Raw genomic sequence first — 17487 nt, 5'->3', positions numbered from 1 at the left:
TCCGCCATGGAAAAAGGCCGTATCCTGCTTGCCCTGACCGGTATCCATCCAGGCCGTTGGCGCGAACTGTTGTCGGCCGAACGCGAAGTGGTGCTCGAGCCGGACGGCGCCAACGATCCTTCGATCACCTACGCGGTGGTTTGGAAGCAGCGGCCGAACCTTCTGTCGTCGCTGCCCAATCTGCGCGCTGTCTTTTCGATCGGCGCCGGTGTCGACCACATCTTCGCCGATCCCACTTTGCCCGACGTGCCGATCGTCAAGGTCGTCGCCGACAATTTGACCCAATACATGACCGAATATATCGTCTGGCGGGTGCTCGATCACCATCGCCAGGGCATGCTCTACCGGTCGCAGCAGCAAAAGAAGATCTGGCACGAGCCGCCGCAGCGGCCGGCCGGCGACATCTCCGTCGGCATCATGGGGCTCGGCACGCTTGGCCGCGCGGCGGCGTCGGTGCTTTTGTCGCTCGGCTTTGCGGTCAATGGCTGGTCGCGCAGCGAGCGGCCGATGATCGGTGTTTCGACCTATGCCGGCGAGGCCGGATTGATCCCCTTTCTCAACGCCACTGACATCCTAGTGGTGCTATTGCCGCTTACGCCGCAGACGCAAGGCATCATCAATTACGGCGTGCTGAAGGAGTTGAGGAAACGCAACGGCCTCGGCGGCTCAGTGCTGATCAACGCCGGGCGCGGCAAGTTGCAGAAGGACGCCGACATTCTGCGTGCGCTGGAGGACGGCACACTCAAGGAAGCGAGCCTCGACGTGTTCGAGGTCGAGCCGCTGCCGAAGACCAGCCGGCTGTGGAGCCACCCGAAAGTGTTCGTGACGCCGCATGCAGCGGCGACCTCCGATCCCGTGCATCTGGTGCCGATCATGCTGCGCCAGATGGCCGCCTTCGAGCGCGGCGAGAAGCTCGAGAATGTCGTGGATCGCAACGCGGGATATTAACCCGGCTTGCCACATTCGCGGCGGGCGATCGACCGGTTCATGGCATCGATCCGGCCGCTTGCCTGTTCGATGTCGCGCTGGGCCTTGGAACGGACGTCCGGCGTGAACGGGCCGAGGCCCACCCCGGGATCGGTGAAGGACGGCTTGGCGTCCCGTGGAAGGCGGTATTGCTGCGCCAGCCGGTTTCGTTGCGCCAGCAATTGATTGCAAGGCACGCTATCATATTGCAGCGAGGACTGGACGTTCGCGTCCTGTCGCTCGGCAATCGAGGTGCCGACGCAGCCGGCTATTGCCAGGCAAGATACCAAGGCCACCAAGTTCCAGCGCATGCAACGTCCTCCGTGTCGATGTCCTGCCCTTTCGGGCATGCGAATGGGACTTTTTTCGCAGCCGCCGCCACGTGTGGAGCAGGTGAACGAAAAAGGGCGCCGGACGAGGCCTGATGCGATTCATGACAGAGGTCCCGCCGGCAGTTGCCTGTATGCCGAGTCAGCAGTCACTTGCAACAGGCTTCCCGCGCCGGAATTAGCAACTATCTTGGAGCCATGCGCGCCAGCGACCTGCTTCACCCCCGGCCCGAGGGCCTCTACTGCCCACCCGGCGATTTTTTCATCGACCCGGTGCGGTCGGTCGACCGGGCGCTGATCACGCACGGCCATTCCGACCATGCCCGTTCCGGCCACCGCTCGGTGCTGGCCACACAACAGACGCTTGACATTATGGGGCTGCGCTACGGCGAGGGCTTTGCCGGGACGACGCAAGCGGCAGCGCTTGGCGAGGCGATTGCGCTGAACGGCGTCACGGTAACCTTCCATCCGGCCGGCCATGTGCTGGGCTCGGCGCAGATCGAGGTCGTGCATCAGGGCTCATGCATCGTCGCTTCGGGCGACTACAAGCGCCAGCGGGACGCGACTTGCGAGCCGTTCGAACCCATCAAATGCGACGTGTTCATCACCGAGGCGACCTTCGGCCTGCCGGTGTTCCGTCATCCGCCCGATACCGAAGAGATCGCCCGCCTGCTGAAATCGACGGCGCAGTTTCCCGAACGCGCGCATCTGGTCGGCGCCTATGCGCTCGGCAAGGCGCAGCGCGTCATGCGGTTGCTGCGCGACGCCGGTTACGACAAGCCAATCTATATCCACGGCGCGCTGGCCAAGCTCAGCGGCTATTATCAGAGCCAGGGCATCGACCTTGGGACGCTGGAGCCGGCGACCGTCGAGAGCGGTGGCAGGGACGACTTCGCCGGCGCCATTGTCGTCGGCCCGCCCTCGGCCTTCGCCGACCGCTGGGCACGACGTTTTCCCGATCCGATCTCGTGCTTTGCGTCCGGCTGGATGCGCATCCGCCAGCGCGCCAAGCAGGGCGGCGTCGAACTGCCGCTGATCATTTCCGACCACGCCGACTGGGACGAGCTGACCGCCACGATCACGGAGACGGGCGCGGAAGAAATCTGGGTGACGCATGGCCGCGAGGAGGCCCTGGTGCGCTGGTGCGAACTCGAAGGCATCGCCGCCAGGCCGCTGCATCTCGTCGGCTACGAGGACGAGGGCGATTGAGGATGGAGCCAGCAACCGCCGGTTTAGCGCTCTACGGCGCCCCCCTCTGTCCTGCCGGACATCTCCCCCACTTGGGGGGAGATCGGATGTCGCGCCGGCTTTCGCCAATCACTGAGGTTGTAGGACGGGCGGCAAGAACGAAACTGCCAATCTCCCCCCTCGTGGGGGAGATGTCCGGCAGGACAGAGGGGGGCGCGACAGAACGCAACGTTGGCCGACTGGCACGGTTCTCACTCTCATGAACCGCTTTGCCGAGCTCCTCGATCGCCTCGTTCTGACGCCGTCGCGCAACGGCAAGCTGACGCTGCTGAGCGATTATTTCCGCAGCGTCGAGGATCCGGATCGCGGCCTGGCGCTGGCCGCCATCACCGGCGACCTGACCATCGCGGCGGTCAAGCCGGCGATGCTGCGCATGCTGGTCATGGAGCGTATGGACCCGGTGCTGTTCGGCTATTCCTACGACTATGTCGGCGATCTGGCCGAGACGGTGTCGCTGGTCTGGCCGCAATCGCCCGCGGATATCGCCAACCATGAGCCGACGCTCGCCGAGGTCGTCGCAAAGCTGCAGGCGGCGAGCCGTTCCGACGGGCCGAAGGTGCTGGCCAGACTGCTCGACAGCGCCAGCATCTCGGCGCGCTTCGCCATTATAAAGCTCGTCACCGGCGGCCTGCGTATCGGCGTCTCGGCGCGGCTGGCCAAGCAGGCGTTGGCCGATCTCGGCAAGGTCGACATAGCCGAGATCGAAGAACTCTGGCATGGGCTGACGCCGCCCTATGCCGAGTTGTTCGCCTGGCTGGAAGGGAAGGCAGAAAAGCCCAAGAAGACGGCGCTGGCGCTGTTCCGGCCGGTGATGCTGTCGAACCCGATCGGTGACGGCGATCTCGAAAAGCTTGACCCGGCCGACTACGCCGCCGAGTGGAAATGGGACGGCATCCGCGTTCAGGCAGTCTCGGAAGGCGGCATTCGCCGGCTCTATTCGCGCACCGGCGACGACGTCTCCGGGGCCTTTCCGGACCTCGCTGAGGCGATGGATTTTTCCGCCGCCCTCGACGGCGAGCTTCTGGTCGGCGATCCCCGGCAGGCGACCGGCACCTTCTCGGACCTGCAGCAGCGGCTGAACCGCAAGAGCGTGACACCGAAGATCCAGCAGCAATACCCGGCGTTCATGCGCTGCTACGACGTGCTTCAGATCGGCGACGAGGACTTGCGCGCGCGCTCTTTCCGCGAACGGCGCGGCCGCCTCGAAGCCTTCGTGCAGATGCTCGATCCGAGCCGCTTCGATCTGTCGCCGCTGGTCGAATTCACCGACTGGCAGGCGTTGGAGGAATTGCGCCGCAAGCCGCTGCATCCGGTCATCGAAGGCGTAATGCTGAAGCGGTGGGATTCGCCCTATCTCACCGGTCGGCCGAAAGGTCCATGGTTCAAATGGAAGCGCGATCCGCACACGGTCGACGCCGTGCTGATGTATGCCCAGCGCGGCCATGGCAAGCGTTCGAGCTTTTATTCCGATTACACGTTCGGCGTCTGGTCCGGTCCGGAAGGGTCGGAGGAATTGGTGCCGGTGGGGAAAGCCTATTTCGGCTTCACCGACGAGGAACTGAGGCAGATCGACAAATATGTCCGCGACAACACGATCGAGCGTTTCGGCCCGGTCCGCTCGGTACGGGCCGACCGCAGACAAGGCCTCGTGCTGGAGGTGGCGTTCGAAGGGCTCAACCGCTCGACACGGCACAAATCCGGCGTCGCGATGCGCTTTCCGCGGATTTCACGGCTGCGCTGGGACAAGCCGACGGCCGAAGCCGACCGCATCGAGACGCTGCAGGCGCTGCTCGACAATTAGACTTTTGCTTTGAGCATCGGATTTTCCCAAAACCGGTTTCCACCTCGGGTCAAGCCCGTGGGCATGCTTTGGTCCGATGCTCTACGGAATAATCGAGACGCGGATCTCGTAGATGTCGACCGACTTGCCCTGCTTGTCGAAGTCGGAATTGATGGCGATGGTGCCGGCAGCACCCGGACGTTTGTCGGGAAAGCGCACGTCGAACAGATATTCGTTGCGCTCGTAGCCAACCGCGTAGCGCTTGCGGCCGCAGTCGCCGAGTTCGCCGAAATTGCAGTCGACTGAAATCTGCGTCTCCTGGCCCTCCTCGGAGCGAGCGATGATGTCGAACGTGGCGTGCTTGCCGGCGAGTTTTTCCAGCACGCCTTGCCCGACGTCGAAGCTGATCGCCGAGCCGGAGGCGCCCGACCGGATGCGCAGGAAGGAACCGCTGTCGTCCTGCATGACTTCGGCCTTGGCATCCGAAGGCGCACTGACAAGCGTCGGGTCGCTCGGCGAAAACACATTGATCCAGTCGCGCTCCACATCGCCGGGAGCCAGCGGCGAGGCCGTGTCGCCTGGTGGCGTGAAATCATCGTCTTCCACCGTCGGTGGCGTTTGCGGCGGGGCCGTGTCGAGTTCGTCCGCTGACTTGAAGACGCCGGTCTGCGCAGCGAAATAGAGGCCGATACCGACAGCTGCGAGCAGCGTCACGCCGAGGAAGATCGCGGTGAGAGGCAGGCGGGGGCCTCTCACCCGCCTGTCGTCGCGGTCGGGCATCACCTCTGCGTCGCCGTCTCCGGTCGCTGGAGGGGACGACATGTCGATCTCCGGCACACCGGGAAAAACCGCTTCGGGCATGATATCGGGAACGACCGGCAAGACGCGCGAGCGCGGCGCGTCCGATGCAGGGGGCACGTCGGAAGCGGGGGGCGCCTCGGAAGCAGGAGCCTTCGCCGGACCGTCGACAACGACGTCAGGCGGGGACGCGGATTCAGCATCTGCGGCGGCGTCCGGTTCGGCTTCGGCCTCGAGTTCGGCTTCGGCTTCGGGTTCGCTATCAGCCGGCTGCTTCACCGCCGGTGCGTCGTCATCGATCGGCCGGCCGACGCCGGAAACCGCCGGCAGGAACTCGGATTCGATTTCGGTTATCTTGGCCTGCACCGCCTTGCGGCGCTTGATGGCGACTTCCACCGTCACGCCCGGGTTGGCCTCCAGGGCACGGTCAAGTGCGGCGAAGGCCGATCGGTAGACCCGCTCGCGAAACGCGCGGTCTTCGGCATTGCCTTTCTCGAAGGCATTGCGGATCGCTTTTTCGATCGCGTCCAAGCGGGACCCCTCTGCACGTACGGTCACATAGTCATGATCGTTAGCCGTAGGCGATCAATCAATCAACGGGCCAGCGGCCGCATTCTGCCTTGGCGATGCATCCAAAGCCCATTTCGGCGGTTTCGATAAAGGAATCAACATTTTTCGCCGACTTGCGATGCCGCGCCAACGCGACCTCGCGCAACCTGCCGGCGCGGCATCGCGCAGCCACATGGCGGGATCCGTGCTGCGGCCGCTTATAGGCCGGGCATGAGCCCGCACGAAATGCCAAGTCCCATCTTGAATTTGTGGCGGGTTGCGTCTATCACCCAACGCATCTTGGAAGCCTTGGTTTCCCGGGCCGCTTTAGCTCAGTTGGTAGAGCACATCATTCGTAATGATGGGGTCAGGTGTTCGAGTCACCTAAGCGGCACCAAGCTTTCCATGTCCGACTCGGAGACATGGGTAACAGATTGTACCTAAGACATAGGTGACAACCTCGTGCCGAACGGGTTGTCGATTGGTTGCAATGTCCTCTGTTCCAGGTCGATGTATCCGAGATCATAGTGCATGAAGCTCAAGAGCCAAATGCCGTCGTCGACCTCGGTGATGCCGAGCCTTTGTCCGGCGAGCACGGTGGAGACGTTGATCTTCTTCCTGTGCATGCAGATGCGGCCGCAGGCGGTGACGAGAACGTCGCGATCGTGGAAGGGGTATTCAACCTCCGGCAGGCCTTCATAGGCTCTTGAAGCGGGCGTGTAGAGTTCGGCCGGCGCCTTCATGGCGAGCGCTTCGTGCGGTCTTTCCTCATTGAACTCGTTGACGAAAGCCTCGAACCTCGCCTGCTGCTGCAGGATGTTTGAGCCCGGCGGCCGGGTCGTTTCCTTCTTCAGCGTCAGATGCATGCGCTCGTGACGGCCGTTCTGCTGGGGGTGGCCGGGCCGGATGCGCTCAATGGCGATGCCGAGCCTGAGCCAGAAGACCGACAGCCTGGACAGGTTGTAGAGGCCGTTGGGCGAAGCGAAGGGCAGGCCGTTGTCGCTCCTGATGGCGGCAGGCAGGCCGCGTTCCCTGAACAGGCGGATGAAGGCCTCGATGACCGGTCCTTCCTTCGTCGATTCGAGCGCTTCGCAGGCGAGCAGGTAGCGCGAGGCCTGGTCGGTGACCGTCAGGGGGTAACAGTAACGACCATCGCCCAGCCGGAACTCGCCTTTGAAGTCCGTGCACCACAACGCGTTGGGGACTGAAGCCTGTGACAGTTGCGTGCCCTCGGCCGTGAAGCGCCGCCGCGGACGGGCGCGCTTAACGAGGCCGTGACGATCGAGCACGGCATGCACCGTGCTCTTCGAGGGTATGCGGACATCGCCGGCGAGCCTCCTGATCAGGAGCTCCCTGATCTTCCTGGCGCCCCAGTGCGGCTTGTCCTTCTTGGTTGCCACGATCGTCCGCTCGATCTGATCGGGCAACTGATTGGCGTAGCGCACCGGCCGCCGCGAGCGGTCGGTGAGCGCCTCCAGGCCATCATCCTTGTAGCGGTTGAAGATCTTGTAGCCGGTCTTGCGCGAAATCCCGAACTCCCGGCACACATCGCTCATGCCTTCGCCGTCCAGAAGACGGGCCACGAAACGTAGACGTTCCTCCATCACCGAACACTCTCTCCACGGCATCAACACCTCCGGCCAAAAAGCCAAAAGTGTTACCCATGTGTCCGGTACAAAACGTCACCTATGTCTCAGGTCGGGCACCAAGGGGTTGCGAGCCCAAAGCGCTCCTCACCACACCCGCAAATTCGAGATCAGGACACATTTCGAGACACAAAGCCGAGCGTCGGTGGTGCGTGGGGCGGCCAATGGGAGGTCTCGAACGTTCGCAACTGCCTTACATCGAAAAGTAGAACGGCCCTGCCACTCTAGCTTCGCGTCCCCCCAGTTCCGCACTGCAGTCGGACTTGATGTTCGAATTGCCGCTCATCTTGATCGTGTCGGCAACGATGCGCAGGCAGCTGCTGCTAGTTCCGTTGTTACCATTGTAGGTCAGGTCGCCATAGGGGAAGTATAGGACGCCGTTCAGATCAGTGGCGCCATTCCCATTGAACAGGTGGGACGATGTGTTCGCTCGTGCCGACATCATCAGCATGCCGGCATAGTCGCCGGTCTGCGGCGCGCTCAATGACAGCGAGCCGTTGCCGTTCACTGTTATACCGCCATCAGCCATGAAGATGGTCACACCGGCGCCGGTCACTGTGCCTTTGACGGAAAGAGAACCTTCGACATAATAGAGGCCCGGCTCCAGGGTTTTGTCGCCGCTCAGATCGAGATTTCGATACCGCCCTGGACTGACTGTCAAGTCGCCAGCTTTCGGATTAGGATACAAGATTGGTGGTACCGGTTCCACCAGGTTACCCCATGGGTCAGGCAGTCGCCACGCATTGACGCGATTTTGCTGACAACCGGTGATCAGTCCGCTGGTCGCCACTATTCCGCCAGATGATTGAATGCAGTCCGCCTCAAGGGACGCGTCGCCGCCAACATAGATGGAATCCGGAGCCGACGAATTGGAAGCGATAACGCAGCCATCCATGATGACTGTGGTGCTCCCGGCCGCCTCGAAGGCGCGCGGCGCGGCCCGGTTGAGGGCATAGACGCACGCAGTATCACCATTGTTGGACGTTATGCGGGACCGGACGAGAATGTTGGTGGATGACGGTCCATCGCCGCCGATTGAGCGCGGAATAAGATAAGTGTAGTTGAGGCTGGATTCAGTCCTGAGGCTCTGGCTTCCGTCGTTTTCCGTCACCATACCGTGATAGACGAGCGACGGCATGTTATCCGCTCTTGCATCGACCGATGCCAAGTTGGCTTTGAGGAGCTTGTCGCCAAGCGCCTGTAGCTCACCGTCGCTCAGGCCCGAGTTGACCTTAACGGCGATCTCCATGCTTGCTGCATCCAGAGCCGATTGAAGCCTGCTCCGCTCGCGGTTCATGTTCGCGAGATCCACCGCGGTGCCGACTGCTGCAATCATAGGAAGCAGCATGACAACGAGACCGGTCGCAAAGTTACCGCGGCTGTCTCGAAAGAACCGTTTCACAAGCAGAATTTGGTGCATCATGCCGGCAAAATGCATCCCTGGGGCAAAGATGTTGTTTCATTGATCACTAAACTCTTAAGTAGGACGGAATTCATCCTCATAGAAAAGCTGCCGGACGGTCAAACCGCTGTCCGCCGTTCCGTGGCTCCAGAACCGATCGAGCCAGGCTTTCTACAATTTTTCACGTTGAACCCCGCGGCGGTCTGCAAGCCACTGCAATTCGTTGGATCCGGCGACGGTTCCAACGCTGCTACGGCTTGTTCATCAGTGCGAGGTTGGCATCAACCACTGAGGTATCGGTCATTCCTGCCTTGGCCTCCAGAAGCAATTCGCGGGCTTTTTTCTTGTTGCCGCGCAACAATTGCGAATACCCCATATTGTTGACGATGTGGGCCCTGCGGCCGGCAACCACAACAAGCTGATCGTAAGCGCGGTCGGCAAAGTCGAAGCGGCCGAGCTGGTCGTAGGAGGCGGCAAGTCCCAGCCATGCCTCGGCATTGTCGGACCGAAGTTCCACCGCCTTGCGGAAGTGCTTTTCCGCCAGCCCATAATTGGCTTCGCGGAACTGCGTCTTGCCAGATACGAGATCAGCCCCGCTGATGTCGGTCGTCGCCGGGGCGATCGACGTGGTCTCGGTGACGTCGACGCTGCTCGTCGTGCATCCCGCCACAATCGTCACGACTGCGAACGCAGCCAAGGCGGCGAATTTCGATTGCCCCATAACCTGCCCCATCCGGCCGCTTGGCGGGCCGTCTAATCAAGCACCATAGCGGGTTCCGCTTAAGCTTCGGTGGCGGCTTTCGAGCAAATATTAGGAAAGCCGAACATTTTGGATTAACTATCGACTGGAGCGGGTCAGTCGCCTGCCGTCATTTTCACGATGATCGGGATGATGGCGATCATCAGCACGACTGGCAGGATGCAGATCGTAACCGGCACCGACATCTTTGCCGGCAGCGCGTGCGCCTTTTCCTCAGCTATCGACATGCGCTTGTGACGCATTTCGTCCGAATAAACCCGAAGCGCGCCCGAAAGGCTGGTGCCAAGCTCCTTCGATTGCTGAAGCAGCGTGGCGAAGGAGCGTACCTCGTCGAGGCTCAGGCGATCAGCCAACGATTTCAGCGCATCGTCAAGGCTGCGCCCTGCCCTGAGTTCGAGCGAGACAAGCTGAAGGTTCTGGCTGAGCGAGGGATAAGTGATGAAGAGCTCCTTCGACACCCGCTCGATCCCGGCCTCCAGGCTCATGCCGGCGTCCGCGCAGACGATCATCAGGTCCATGAAATCGGGAAAGCCATTGCGGTATTCCCGCATTTTCGTGCGGACCTGCAAGGTCAATACAAGACCCGGCAGAAAATAACCGGCGCCACCGGACATGATGATGAAAGTCCAGCGGCTCGGAACTGCCGATCCACCGCCAAACCAGCGGACGACCAGAAACGCAACAACGGCTCCAGCCAGGAGGCCGACAAAGCGGATGACAAAAAACCTACCGACCGCGCCGGGATCCATGTGACCAGCCTGGATGAGTTTCATCCGCAGCCGCGCAACGTTTTCCGGATCGCTTTTGGCGTAGAATTCATGGGCGGTTTTCATCGCCTTGTCCCGGACGGCGCTGGCGTTCCGTTTCGGCGCGGCGGTCGGCTTGGGTGCCTCCGCAACCTCGGTGACTTCGACCTTGAGCCGGCGCTTCAAGTCGCCGCGTCCTCCACGCGCGATACTCCACTGCCAGAGGATCGCTCCTCCTCCCACGGCGAGCAGCAAAAGCGCCACCGGCGCCAGCGACGTCGGGCGAAGGGAGGCAAGGAGGCCGATCAGGGATTCCATGTCAGAATTTGAAGTTCGACATCTTGAACATCATGGCGTTGCCCAGCATTAGCCATAAGATCGAACCGCCCAACAGATACCAAGTCATCGGCTCGCCCCAGACGCTCTCGTAGAATTGCGGCATCATGACCATGATGCCGACCATCAGCAGCGCCGGTACGGCGGTCAGGATGTAGGCCGACATGCGGCCCTCGGTCGAGATTGCTCGCACTTTGCGCCGCAGCTTTCCGCGCTCGCGGATGACCGACGACAGACCATCCAGGATTTCGCGCAGATTGCCGCCTGAGCTGCTCTGGATCGACACAGCGGTGACGAACAGCGGCAGGTCCTCGTGTCCGACGCGCTCGAACAGCGAATGCAGCGCGGAAACCAGGTCGGAGCCATAGGTCACTTCGTCGGCGATCACGCCGAATTCGGTGCCGATCGGATCGGCCATTTCACGCGCCACCATCGAGATCGCCACCGGAACCGGATGCCCTGCCTTGAGGCTTCGCGTGATGAGTTCCAGAGCTTCTGGAAGCTGCATTCCGAACATCTTGTGCCGCCGCTTGCGCAGGAACCGCAGGGTCATGATCGGCAAGACCAAACACATGACCGGAAGCACTGCCAGTGCAATGATCAGCGGCAGGCCGTAGGAAATCGCAAACAGGCAGATGCCAAGCGCCAGACCCGTCGTGATCAGCAGAAATTTCGGCAGTGGTAGGACCATGCCGGACTGGATCCGCAGCTCCCGAATCCGGTCGAGCGAAAGCATCGAAGCACCGCCTTCCATCCCACGCTCTTTGCGCAGTTGGATCAGCACCTGCTCTTGGCTGAGCTTTTTCTCCTGCAGCTTCATTCGCCGATTGATCGCCATGCGGCGATCCCGGTGCCCGGCGTAAAGCAGGTAAAACGCTTCGGCGATCATGATGCCGGTCAGACCGGCGCCGGCATAAATCACATAGATGGCGCTGAATCCCTCGAGCATTGATTATTCCTGCTGTCTGCCGGGCTCGAAATATCGCCCAGGAAATTCGATGCCCATCGCCTTCAGGTCTTCGAGGAAGCGCGGGCGCAGGCCCGTCGCCTCGAAGTGGCCAAGGATCGTCCCGTCCGCCTCCATGCCGGTGCGCACGAAGCGAAATATCTCCTGCATCTGGATCACGTCGCCTTCCATCCCGGTCACTTCGGCGACGCTCGTGACCTTGCGCTTACCGTCGGAGAGCCGGGTAAGCTGCACGATGATGTCGAGCGCGCTTGCGATCTGGCTGCGGATCGACTGCACAGTCATCGGCATTCCGGTCATGCCGAGCATCTGTTCGAGACGGGAAATCGCGTCGCGCGGCGTGTTGGCATGAATGGTCGCCATCGAGCCTTCGTGGCCGGTGTTCATCGCCTGAAGCATGTCGAAGGCTTCCTCGCCGCGGCACTCGCCGAGTATGACGCGGTCCGGCCGCATGCGCAGCGCGTTTTTGACCAGATCGCGCTGCTTGAGTTCGCCGTGACCTTCGATATTGGCCGGCCTCGTCTCCATGCGCGCCACATGCGGCTGCTGCAATTGCAGTTCGGCCGCGTCTTCGATGGTGATCAGGCGCTCGTCTTCGGGGATGAAGGCCGACAGCGCGTTCAGCATCGTCGTCTTGCCGGTGCCGGTGCCGCCGGAAATAATCGTCGTCTTGCGGGCATGGACTGCGGCGGCAAGGACTTCGGCCATGTTCTGCGTGACCGCACCGAATTCAACGAGCTTATGCAGACCGAGCTTATTCTTGGAGAATTTGCGGATGGATACCAGCGGCCCGTCGACACCGACCGGTCGGATGGCGGCATTGAAGCGTGAGCCGTCGAGCATGCGCGCGTCGACCATCGGCTGGGATTCATCGACGCGGCGGCCGACGGCCGCAACGATCTTGTTGATGATGCGTATGAGGTGAGCTTCGTCCTTGAACGGAATATGCACCTGCTCGAGCTTGCCATGCCGCTCGACGAAGCAACTGCGATGGCCGTTGATCAGGATGTCGTTGATGGCTGGGTCTTTCAGCAACGGCTCGAGCGGGCCGAGGCCGACCATTTCATCGACAATGTCATCCACCAGCGCGTCGAGTTCGACGACATTGACCGCAAGCCGTTCGCCGCGCGTCTTTTCGGAGACGAAATCATGCACCTGCCGCCGCATCTCGTCGCGCGGCAGGCGCTCGAGCGCTACGAGGTTGATCTCTTCGATCAGCATGCGGTGAATGCGCATTCTGGCGTCGAGGACCTTCGTGGGCTTTGCCGGTCCCACCTCGGGTTTCGGCGGGGCCGGCTTGCGTGTCGTCGGGATGACGACCGGCCGATGCTGGATTGGCGCCTGCTCCTGCCGGCTTTCCGGCGTGGCATCGCGTTTCTGGAGCGTCGAAAATCGGCTGATCACCCGGCCCTCCTCAAAAGACTTTTGCCGAGCCCGAACAGTGAATGCTTTTTCCGCGTTTCCGCCACGACTTCATCAGGCAGGACTATTCGCCTGAGATCGTTGACGACATTCGCGTTGGGGTCGATCTCGTGCAGCGGAACGCCGCGATCGACTGCCTCGCGCACCAGCTTGTAATTGTTCGAGATGCCGCCGACGAAATGCTCGCCGAAGAATGCCTGGACGTCGGCCCGCTTGATGCCGCTTTCGAATAGGCGTTGTTCGAAGCGGTTGACGATGACGTTTGGCTTCACCTCCTTGCCCACCGTCTCATAAACGGCCTGGATCAGCCGCTGCGTATGGCGCAGGCACGGCACGGTCATTTCGGCGACGATGTAGAGCTTGTTTGAGCCCAGCAGCACGGTCTCCGTCCAGGGAAACCACGTGCGCGGCATGTCGATGACGACATTGTCGAAATAGGCGGAGACGAGGTCCAGCATGCGGACAACCACGTCGGCGTTGAACGTGCGCATCTCCGCTGGCCGCGCAGGCGCAGCCAGCACGCAGAGACCGCTCGCATGTTTCGAGAGCATCACGTCAAGAAGCTGGCGGTCAAGGCGTTCCGGCTGATTCTCGATTTCGTTGATGTCGAAGCGTGGCTCGAGGTCGAGATATTCGGCGCATGAGCCTTGCTGGAAATTGAGATCGACTACGCAGGTCGACGATCCGCGCGTTACCGAATGGTGGAGCTGGAACGCGGTTTGCAGCGTCAGCGTGGTGGTGCCTACCCCCCCGGCGGCGGGCATGAACGTGTAGATTTGCGACTCGGTGTTCTCTTCGCGCCCCGGTCCCTCAAGCGCGCGAACGCAGGAGCGAACAAGATCGGCGGTGGTCAGCGGCTTGACCAGAAAATCGGCGACCTGAAGCTGAACCAGGATGCGCGCGGCGGACGCATTGAATTCCTGAGTCACAACGATGATTGCAGCGCGCCTCTCGAGCCGCCGCGTAATGCGCTGCAACGCCTCGATCTCGTTGAGCTTGGCCGCATCCATGTCGACGATCACCGCGCTGCAATCAGCCTCCTGGATTTCCCCGCGTAACTCGGTGACGTTCTTCTCGACCGTAACAAGCGCAACCGCCTCCGACGAGGCGAACGCCGTCCTCGTTTTCTGCACAAAGCTCTTGTCGGTGGAAACAAGCACGATACGCTTGGTTTTTCCGGGATTTGCCATTCTTCTCGCCCGCGCGTTTGGTGGTCTGATCAGTAACCGGCCGTGGGTTGCGATGCTTTTTCCTCGACCGCATTCGCGGCCGCGCTTGGCTGGGCGCCGCGGTTTGCTGGCACCCGAAGCCGGGTGCGTTCGACGCCCTCAGGCCACGGATCGACCATCTGCATCACGGTGTTGGCCGCCATCGCATTGCCCGCGCCTTGGGTCAGCCCGTCGAGACGCATCGTCTCCTCGGTGGCACAACCGCTGGCAGAGGCAAGCATTGCAACGGCGCCGATCATTGAAAGCGTTCGCATGCTCATTCCTTTGGGAGATCGAGGAAGTGGCCGACTTTTGTGGCTGGAGCGGCAGCGTCGGTTGCGGTTCCGCCACTGTGGGCGGCGTCGGCGGTTTTCACCTCCTCCACATTGCCCAGAAAATAATCGACATTGCTTGCCGGCAAGGTGCCGTCAGCCGGCGTCAGCGGCTTCTTCGATGGGTCCATCGGCTTAACGAGGTACGGCGTGACGATGATGACCAGGTCCGTTTCGCGCCGCTGATACGCTCTGGAACTAAACAGCGGGCCGAGCACCGGCAACTTGCCCAGACCAGGAACGCGCTGCTGAACCATGTCGTTCTCGCTTTGCAGCAAGCCCGCCATCATGAAACTCTGACCGCTTTTCAGGTCGATCGAGGTGTGCGCGCGCCGCACCACGAAACCCGGGATGGAGATATTGCCGATATTGTAAGAAGCCGATCTATCGATCGAGGAGACCTCCGGCTCGATGTCGAGAGCGATCAGGCCGTCGCTGAGCACGGTCGGTGTGAAGTCCAGACTGACGCCGAACTTTTTGTATTCGATTGAGATCTTGCCGTCCTCTTCCGAGACTGGGATCGGAAACTCGCCGCCCGCCAGGAAGCTCGCTTTTTCACCCGAGCGCGCAATCAGGTTCGGTTCGGCAAGACGTCGCGCGACACCGCGGTCTTCCAGAGCCTTGATGGCGACATCGATTGACACGCCGTTGGAGAGAAGGCCGCCGATGAGCTGTGCCGCGGGAGCCGCCTTAGAAACCGAAGGAGTGGAGTTGAATGAGACGCCGCCATTGCTGCCGATGTATGTCACGCCGATTTTCGTGCCGAGTTCCTGTCCCACCTGCCGGTTGATTTCGACAAAGCGCACATTCAGCTGAACCTGCTGCGACGAGGAAATATTGACCGAGTTGATGACCGTTTCTTCGCCCGAAAAATTGGTGGCGATCCGAGTCGCCTTATCAACCGCCAACGCATCTTCGGCGGAGCCGGACAGAACAAGCCGGCCATTCGCCGAGCTAACTTTTATGTTGGCCCCCGGCACGCTGTCGCGGATGGTGCTGGCCAAACGGTCGGCGTCGAGCGTCACCTCGATGTCCATCGTACCGACCAGTTTTTTGTTTTCGTCGAAGAGAGCGATGCCCGTGGTGCCGAGATTACTGCCGAGCAGGTAGAAGGAGCGGTCCGTCAGCGGCTTGACGTTGGCGATCTCTGGATCGCCGATGACGATCTCGTTAAACGGCACGTCGGTCTTGATCGTTCTGGGCTTTCCCCTGGCGAGCTTGATCGACACATTTTTGGTCGAGGTAATGTAAACCACGCCGTTGCCGGCCTCAGCATTTCCAACGCCAACCAGAACGTGTCCCGCCGCAAACGAGATCGCCAGCGAGGCTATTCCGGCAGCATGCGCGCCGCTCCGACACAAATTGCCCATCCACCTAAACATTGCCTGTCCCCAAAAATCCGGCACCCCTGCCGGTGTCGTGTCACTTGTCCGGCGCAACAACCTGATAGGATTGCGGGTTGGTGCCGCGCGTCACGATCACGGTCTTGAATTTTTGCGCTTCCGGCCCCTCTGCGGCGATCGCCTCGATGACTGCGCCCGCAGCATCCGACGCCGAGCCGCCGAATGAAGAGATGGTCGTCAAACCGTCTGTCGAACCACCGCCTTCGCTTGAGGCGCGCAGCGACAGCGACAGCGTGCCCACCGTGCGGGCCAGCGCCACCTTCTGCGCGCCCTCGGCATTGACCTCGATGGTCACAGAATTAGCGATCTGCGGACTGATCTGCCGCTCGTCGGCGCCCTGGCCGACGGTCAGCACCTTGGCGCTCTCGACCACGATCTCGCTGGTCAGCGTCGAACCGGCCGCGCCTTCGGCATTTTTCGCGACTTCGGTGATGGCGCCGGCGTCGCGCGTCAGCACCACGTCGACATGGTCGCCGGGCATAACGAAGCCGCCGACGCCGGCTATTTCGTCGGTGCGGATTGTCACCGCCCGCATGCCGGGCGAAAGCAGGTTCGACAGCGTCGCGCGCCCATTGGGACCCGACAGTTTTGCAAGCAAAAGCGGCTCGTTGATCTCTAGGGGTGAAAGCACGACACGACTTCCTTCGGCCAAAGCTTCGTTGATCGTCGTGAAGGCGCCCTGCGGAAGCGAATCCTGCGGCCACGGAATTTCCGCCAGTTGCGTCCGCTCTAGCGCCATGCCGAAGCGCAGCGGCGCCCTGGCGACGACGATCGTCTGAAACTGCATCGCCGGCGGCGCGGGTGTCGGAACTGCGAGCGAAATCGCTCCGGCACGAGCGTTTGCTTCGCTCTTAATCCAGAGATCGGCGGCAAAGATCGAGGCCGCGCCGAACACCGCGGCGATGCCGATCATTGTAATGGCTTTGCCCTTCACACCCGATCCCCCAAAATGCACCCTTCTTGTCTTTTGTCTTTGGCCGGACGCTACCGGGCGATTCTGAACAATTAGAAACTTCGCTTATTCGAATTGGAGCTATCGTTGCGTCTGGTTACCGAACCCTTGGACCTTTTTCCGCAATTTCAGTAAATTTGAGTGAGCGCCATTTACTTTGGGTCGAAATTCACTAGGCTTTCGACGTTTCCGGCACGCCGTCACGTTGTTGGTTACCCCACGGTCAATGCGGCCAGACGCAATCGACAGTTTTCAGGAACGAGTTCATCAGGCTTCTGTGAAATGCTTCGCCATCTAATCTGCGATGGCGTCGCTACCTTCATCGCCCAAGTCCCCGTTCCGGTGATCGGCCTCGTCAAGACCTAGCGCGCCGGCACTGGCGTCTACATCACCGCCGGTGGCAGGACTTTCTGGCTTTTATCTCGGCGTGCAGGCTGTTTCGACTACACAGAATATGCAGTTGGATATCTGGTGACAAGTTGGAACGCACTCTTTCCGTCGCCATATTCTTAATTGTATTTACGTGTGCGTTTGTAATCTTGTTTTATATTAGTGTCCGATCCAAAAAGGAGTGAGTGATTTCAGCAGGTTGTGATTCTGTCGGATTGCTGAGATTCGACGGAGATCACGATGCCTTGGACCG

General features: G+C 61.2%; 15 protein-coding genes and 1 tRNA gene. 4 read left to right on the top strand and 12 right to left on the bottom strand.

Translation table 11 applies throughout. The features are described from left to right. Window positions 1–6: 6 nt before the first annotated feature. Window positions 7–948 carry a 2-hydroxyacid dehydrogenase gene (locus tag NKH12_RS24090; protein WP_352955444.1) on the top strand — a complete coding sequence of 314 codons (942 nt, stop codon included), beginning with the start codon at window positions 7–9 and terminating at the stop codon, window positions 946–948. On the opposite strand, the gene NKH12_RS24085 is transcribed toward NKH12_RS24090, so the two are convergent. Beyond that, on the bottom strand, window positions 945–1277 hold the full coding sequence (locus NKH12_RS24085; RefSeq protein ID WP_352955443.1) for a hypothetical protein: 333 nt from the start codon (window positions 1275–1277) through the stop codon (window positions 945–947). The genes NKH12_RS24090 and NKH12_RS24085 overlap by 4 nt on opposite strands. 216 nt (window positions 1278–1493) lie before the next feature. On the opposite strand from NKH12_RS24085, the gene NKH12_RS24080 reads away from it, so the two are divergent. Together NKH12_RS24080 and NKH12_RS24075 are read left to right on the top strand one after the other, a co-directional pair. Further along, window positions 1494–2504, top strand: coding sequence for a ligase-associated DNA damage response exonuclease (locus tag NKH12_RS24080; protein WP_352955442.1), 1011 nt, complete (start codon window positions 1494–1496; stop codon window positions 2502–2504). A 238-nt stretch (window positions 2505–2742) separates the two neighbouring features. Beyond that, complete coding sequence (locus tag NKH12_RS24075) at window positions 2743–4344, top strand: cisplatin damage response ATP-dependent DNA ligase (protein WP_352955441.1); 1602 nt, start codon at window positions 2743–2745, stop codon at window positions 4342–4344. Between the two features lie 81 nt (window positions 4345–4425). On the opposite strand, the gene NKH12_RS24070 is transcribed toward NKH12_RS24075, so the two are convergent. Beyond that, window positions 4426–5652: a hypothetical protein gene (locus NKH12_RS24070; protein WP_352955440.1), complete on the bottom strand. Its 1227-nt coding sequence runs from the start codon at window positions 5650–5652 to the stop codon at window positions 4426–4428. A gap of 339 nt (window positions 5653–5991) precedes the next feature. On the opposite strand from NKH12_RS24070, the gene NKH12_RS24065 reads away from it, so the two are divergent. Further along, window positions 5992–6067: transfer RNA gene (locus NKH12_RS24065), tRNA-Thr, on the top strand. A gap of 43 nt (window positions 6068–6110) precedes the next feature. On the opposite strand, the gene NKH12_RS24060 is transcribed toward NKH12_RS24065, so the two are convergent. The 10 genes from NKH12_RS24060 to cpaB form a co-directional block, all read right to left on the bottom strand. Further along, entirely contained in the window at window positions 6111–7298 is a 1188-nt protein-coding gene (locus NKH12_RS24060) for an IS481 family transposase (protein ID WP_352955439.1), read from the bottom strand. Window positions 7299–7509: 211 nt separating this feature from the next. Then, on the bottom strand, window positions 7510–8739 hold the full coding sequence (locus NKH12_RS24055) for a TadE/TadG family type IV pilus assembly protein (RefSeq protein WP_352955438.1): 1230 nt from the start codon (window positions 8737–8739) through the stop codon (window positions 7510–7512). A 229-nt stretch (window positions 8740–8968) separates the two neighbouring features. Then, entirely contained in the window at window positions 8969–9439 is a 471-nt protein-coding gene (locus NKH12_RS24050; RefSeq protein WP_352955437.1) for a tetratricopeptide repeat protein, read from the bottom strand. A 134-nt stretch (window positions 9440–9573) separates the two neighbouring features. Continuing rightward, window positions 9574–10542, bottom strand: a complete 969-nt coding sequence (locus tag NKH12_RS24045; protein ID WP_352955436.1) for a type II secretion system F family protein — start codon at window positions 10540–10542, stop codon at window positions 9574–9576. Window position 10543: 1 nt separating this feature from the next. Next, window positions 10544–11509, bottom strand: coding sequence for a type II secretion system F family protein (locus tag NKH12_RS24040; protein WP_352955435.1), 966 nt, complete (start codon window positions 11507–11509; stop codon window positions 10544–10546). A 3-nt stretch (window positions 11510–11512) separates the two neighbouring features. Continuing rightward, window positions 11513–12931 carry a TadA family conjugal transfer-associated ATPase gene (locus NKH12_RS24035; protein WP_352955434.1) on the bottom strand — a complete coding sequence of 473 codons (1419 nt, stop codon included), beginning with the start codon at window positions 12929–12931 and terminating at the stop codon, window positions 11513–11515. Next, window positions 12928–14139 (bottom strand): CpaE/TadZ family protein, encoded by a 1212-nt coding sequence (locus tag NKH12_RS24030; RefSeq protein WP_352955433.1) that lies wholly within the window; start codon window positions 14137–14139, stop codon window positions 12928–12930. Before NKH12_RS24030 ends, NKH12_RS24035 begins: the two co-directional genes overlap by 4 nt. Window positions 14140–14168: 29 nt before the next feature. Beyond that, the gene (locus tag NKH12_RS24025; RefSeq protein WP_352955432.1) at window positions 14169–14417 is read right to left on the bottom strand and encodes a hypothetical protein; all 249 of its coding nucleotides are present in this window, start codon (window positions 14415–14417) and stop codon (window positions 14169–14171) included. 17 nt (window positions 14418–14434) lie between these two features. Continuing rightward, window positions 14435–15859: a type II and III secretion system protein family protein gene (locus NKH12_RS24020; RefSeq protein WP_352955452.1), complete on the bottom strand. Its 1425-nt coding sequence runs from the start codon at window positions 15857–15859 to the stop codon at window positions 14435–14437. 52 nt (window positions 15860–15911) lie between these two features. Continuing rightward, the gene (gene cpaB / locus NKH12_RS24015) at window positions 15912–16826 is read right to left on the bottom strand and encodes a Flp pilus assembly protein CpaB (protein ID WP_352955431.1); all 915 of its coding nucleotides are present in this window, start codon (window positions 16824–16826) and stop codon (window positions 15912–15914) included. Window positions 16827–17487 lie beyond the last annotated feature (661 nt).

Origin of the sequence: Mesorhizobium sp. M1322 (assembly GCF_040318085.1) — a bacterium.
Lineage (GTDB): Bacteria > Pseudomonadota > Alphaproteobacteria > Rhizobiales > Rhizobiaceae > Mesorhizobium.
This window is presented reverse-complemented; position numbering and strand designations above follow the sequence as displayed.

Excerpts from the sequence above, each read along its gene's own strand:
- NKH12_RS24090 (WP_352955444.1), top strand. The coding sequence starts at position 7 with ATGGAAAAAGGCCGTATCCTGCTTGCCCTGACCGGTATCCATCCAGGC.
- NKH12_RS24085 (WP_352955443.1), bottom strand. The coding sequence starts at position 1,277 with ATGCGCTGGAACTTGGTGGCCTTGGTATCTTGCCTGGCAATAGCCGGC.
- NKH12_RS24080 (WP_352955442.1), top strand. The coding sequence starts at position 1,494 with ATGCGCGCCAGCGACCTGCTTCACCCCCGGCCCGAGGGCCTCTACTGC.
- NKH12_RS24075 (WP_352955441.1), top strand. The coding sequence starts at position 2,743 with ATGAACCGCTTTGCCGAGCTCCTCGATCGCCTCGTTCTGACGCCGTCG.
- NKH12_RS24060 (WP_352955439.1), bottom strand. The coding sequence starts at position 7,298 with ATGCCGTGGAGAGAGTGTTCGGTGATGGAGGAACGTCTACGTTTCGTG.
- NKH12_RS24055 (WP_352955438.1), bottom strand. The coding sequence starts at position 8,739 with ATGATGCACCAAATTCTGCTTGTGAAACGGTTCTTTCGAGACAGCCGC.
- NKH12_RS24050 (WP_352955437.1), bottom strand. The coding sequence starts at position 9,439 with ATGGGGCAATCGAAATTCGCCGCCTTGGCTGCGTTCGCAGTCGTGACG.
- NKH12_RS24045 (WP_352955436.1), bottom strand. The coding sequence starts at position 10,542 with ATGGAATCCCTGATCGGCCTCCTTGCCTCCCTTCGCCCGACGTCGCTG.
- NKH12_RS24040 (WP_352955435.1), bottom strand. The coding sequence starts at position 11,509 with ATGCTCGAGGGATTCAGCGCCATCTATGTGATTTATGCCGGCGCCGGT.
- NKH12_RS24030 (WP_352955433.1), bottom strand. The coding sequence starts at position 14,139 with ATGGCAAATCCCGGAAAAACCAAGCGTATCGTGCTTGTTTCCACCGAC.
- NKH12_RS24025 (WP_352955432.1), bottom strand. The coding sequence starts at position 14,417 with ATGATCGGCGCCGTTGCAATGCTTGCCTCTGCCAGCGGTTGTGCCACC.
- NKH12_RS24020 (WP_352955452.1), bottom strand. The coding sequence starts at position 15,859 with ATGGGCAATTTGTGTCGGAGCGGCGCGCATGCTGCCGGAATAGCCTCG.